This window comes from Frankia sp. CcMO1 (assembly GCF_977945845.1).
The window spans coordinates 1-3,131 of sequence record NZ_CDWTMG010000372.1 but is presented as its reverse complement, the minus strand read 5'-3'; the positions used below and the strand labels follow the sequence as shown (position 1 = coordinate 3,131).

Genomic DNA, 3,131 nt, shown 5'->3' with positions numbered 1-3,131 from the left:
GGGCCGGCGGCCGGGGCGGCGTCTGCCCGGGTGCCGGCCCCGCCTGCGGGGCGGCGCCGGGCGGGGACGGTCGGGTCGGCAGGACCGCGGTGACGTCGGCGGGTAACTCCTCCTCGACGGTCACGTTTCGGAACGCGGGCAGGACTGTGACGACGAACGCGAGCAGCACCGGCACGGCCTGTGCTGCCCCGGTGAGCACCGGTCCCCTCCCCAGTCTGGGCAGCAGGAAGCCGAGGCCGGCGACCGCCGCCATGATGACGAGCGTGAAGGCGACGCTGCGCGGGCTGGCGAACGCCGATCGGATGACACCGGGCTTCCAGGCCGCGAAGACCAGCCCGCCGAGTGCGGCGACCACGGGTACCAGCAGGGAGCTGCGCGGGTAGCCCAGCAACGTGGGCGTCGATCCTGATTTACGTCCCGACCTGTGCTCCGGACGGCGAGGCGTAGATGTGCTCATGGACATACCATCCTCGCCGACCGCGCATCGTTACACGGCGGCCGGCGATGTCGCGCAGGATCCCGTGGGCCGCCGACGGGGCCACGACCTACGACGGAAGGCTGATGGCCCGATCAGGAGGGTGGGGACTGGCAGAGTGGGCTGATGGACATGGGGGAGCCGGTCGCGTGGGCGCCGGGGATGTCGCTGCTGCCCGACGTCAGTCCGGCGGCGTGGGTAGCGGCAGCCCTGGCCGCTACCACGTCAGCCGCAACGGTCGCGGCGATGGTGCCGCCCGTCTTCGCGGCCTATGCCCGGGTGCTGCCGCCGACTTACGACCGTGAGGGTGTGGGACGGCGACACCGGTGGTCCGAGATCGCCGCATGCCGAGGCGTGGCGCTGACGGCCGAGACCCGGTTCGACGACCTCGTCGCCGGTTCCGACCATTGGGGGCGACCCTCTGACGGAGGCTTGGACGCGCGGGAGACGGCGGCTCTCGCGAGGGTCCTGTCCAGCTTCACCGACACGCCGGACCAGGCGTACTTCTGCCTCTGGGAGGGTTTCGGCCTCGCTGAGACGCGCGCCTGGGAGGACCGGCCGATGCGTGTGCGGACAGCTAACCGGGCGTACCACCTGCTCACCGGGCCGGTGAGCGCCGCCCCGATGTTGCCGGCGCCGGTGGAGTGGAGGTGCGCGAGTCTGTGGTGGCCCTACGATCGGGCCTGGCTTGTCGCCACCGAGATCGACGGCTACTCCACCTACATCGGTGCCAGCCACGCCGCGATCGACGCGGTCCTCGCCGATCCCGCGATCGACGCCGTTGCCGCGCGTCCCGCGACCCCGCTCGATCCCAGCTACGGCTGACGTTCACCCACCTCCTCAACTCGGCGGCCCGAAGCGGCGTCATGCGGGCAGCCGGACGTCCTGTCATCAGCAGATGAGCGCGTTGGTTAGTCTCGCGCGAGGTCTGTCTGCGATTCGCCGTCGGTCCGCGCGAGCACTTTCTGCTGGTGGCTTCGGTGGGTGGTCCGGCGGGCGCGCTGGTTGCCTGCATCGCCTGGAGCGGACTCGGGCCGCCCTCGCTCGTTTCGACAACGTCAGCCGGTCGACGGCTCCCCGAGCCGGACCAGGTTGAGTCGGTAGGAGCGCACCTGCGGGTCCTCATGCCTGGCCGGCATCGCTGCGGATACCTCGGATGGCAGCCGGTCGAGTACGGCCCGCGGGGCTTCGGGCAGGGTCCGGGATTCGAGGATCTCCAGCCCGGGCACCTGGCGTTCCAAGTCGGCCGGGTTTTCGCAGAACCAGCGGGCGCGGGCGTCGACCTTGCTCAGCGCGTCATGCTGTTCCTGGTTCTGCCGCATCCACTCGCCCCAGCTGTCGAAGGCGGCGAGGCTGCCGGGAAACCGGCCCGCGACCTGGGCAAGCACGTTGTGGACGTCGTGCTCGTCGAGGAACCCGAGCACGGCCTCGGCCACGAACATCCACGGCCCCGGGCCGGTGTCCGCGGCGACCTCGAGCCAGTCGTCGTCGAGGACGGACCCGGCCAGGTGCCGGCGGCGGGTGCCGTCGCTGAAGAAGCGGCGGCGCAGCGCCATCGCGTCAGGCAGATCCAGCTCCAGCCACCGGCCGCGACCGCGAGCGACGCCCGCCCGTACAGCGGGATCAGCAACGTCTCCGCGACGGCTCCCAGCTCGGCGGCGACGCCCGGGCCGGCCGGCGTCTTCCATGGGCCAGTCATGTGCCACCATCTCCCACTATTGAAGACGGTTCTCATGATTGCCAGGGATGCTGGTCGTCAGGAGCGACGACCGGTCGGCCGCCACCATCGCCCGGGCCACGGCGAAGGTCGTCGACGACCAGAAACCGCAGAGCACCGTGAGTGACGAGCGGGCCTCGGTGTGGGCAGCTGCGGTGCGGCCCGGAGCCGGTGGTCGCGAACGCATCACAGTCCTCTCGTTGATGAAAACGGTTGTCATTATAGACAGAGGGCCTGCGTGGAGACGAACAGGGGCTGGCCGAGGACGAGCCGAGGACGAGCCTGGACCGGGTCGTCGCCGTCGCCCCGTCGGTGCACGAGGCGTGGGTGGACGCCGGGTTCAAGACCACGGTCATCGAGCACGGGGCGGGGCTGGGGATCGTCAGGGAAGAACTCCGCCAGGAAGCCGTCCTTGTCGTAGTTGTGAACCGCGTCCTAGTTGTGAACCGCGCTCACTGGTCATACTCTTTGAGACAGACGGCGTAGCGGGCTTCGGCCAGCGGTATCGCGTGCCGGTACCAGGCGGACCACTAGTCGGGGTAGGGCACCTCGGCGCGCGCCTTCTGGAGTGCGGCGGCCCACCAGGCAAGCTGGTTGAACAATGTCTTGGCGTAGCCGGGAGCGTCGGGATCAGCTGGCCGACCAGCATCCCAGTTCACGAAATAGTTCGGGAATGCCAGCCCGTCGCGAATGGTCACCGCGTGCAGCTCGGTGAGGACGTTCTCCAGGTGCAGGACTGCGTGTCGACCGCCCGCCGCGCCGCCGTAGCTGACAAAAGCGACCGGCTTCGCGGTCCACTGGGTGAAGTGCCAGTCGATGGCAGCCTTCAGTGACGCCGGGTAACTATGGTTGTATTCGGGGGTTACTAGGACGAACGCGTCTGCGGCGTCGAGTCGCGCGGTCAGGGGTGCCATGCCCGCCGGGCGCGGGTATGCCGGC

The 3,131-nt window shown here is 69.9% G+C and carries 6 protein-coding genes; 2 read left to right on the top strand and 4 right to left on the bottom strand.

What is annotated here, in order from left to right; all coding sequences use genetic code 11:
- Nucleotides 1–457 (bottom strand): hypothetical protein (locus AC08OU_RS24005; RefSeq protein ID WP_476605887.1); only part of this gene is annotated, 457 nt, incomplete at its 3' end.
- 144 nt (nt 458–601) lie between these two features.
- On the opposite strand from AC08OU_RS24005, the gene AC08OU_RS24000 reads away from it, so the two are divergent.
- Nucleotides 602–1,300 (top strand): hypothetical protein, encoded by a 699-nt coding sequence (locus AC08OU_RS24000; RefSeq protein WP_476596093.1) that lies wholly within the window; start codon nt 602–604, stop codon nt 1,298–1,300.
- A gap of 233 nt (nt 1,301–1,533) precedes the next feature.
- On the opposite strand, the gene AC08OU_RS23995 is transcribed toward AC08OU_RS24000, so the two are convergent.
- On the bottom strand, nt 1,534–2,163 hold the full coding sequence (locus tag AC08OU_RS23995; protein WP_476605886.1) for a class I SAM-dependent methyltransferase: 630 nt from the start codon (nt 2,161–2,163) through the stop codon (nt 1,534–1,536).
- Nucleotides 2,164–2,190: 27 nt separating this feature from the next.
- A complete protein-coding gene (locus tag AC08OU_RS23990; RefSeq protein WP_476605885.1) occupies nt 2,191–2,382 on the bottom strand; it encodes a hypothetical protein in 192 nt (63 codons plus the stop codon).
- A gap of 137 nt (nt 2,383–2,519) precedes the next feature.
- Here AC08OU_RS23990 and AC08OU_RS23985 point away from each other — a divergent pair, with 137 nt between their 5' ends.
- Entirely contained in the window at nt 2,520–2,678 is a 159-nt protein-coding gene (locus AC08OU_RS23985) for a hypothetical protein (RefSeq protein WP_476596091.1), read from the top strand.
- A gap of 44 nt (nt 2,679–2,722) precedes the next feature.
- Here AC08OU_RS23985 and AC08OU_RS23980 read toward each other — a convergent pair.
- Nucleotides 2,723–3,131: NADPH-dependent FMN reductase (locus AC08OU_RS23980; protein WP_476602231.1), on the bottom strand; the 409-nt coding region annotated here is incomplete at its 5' end.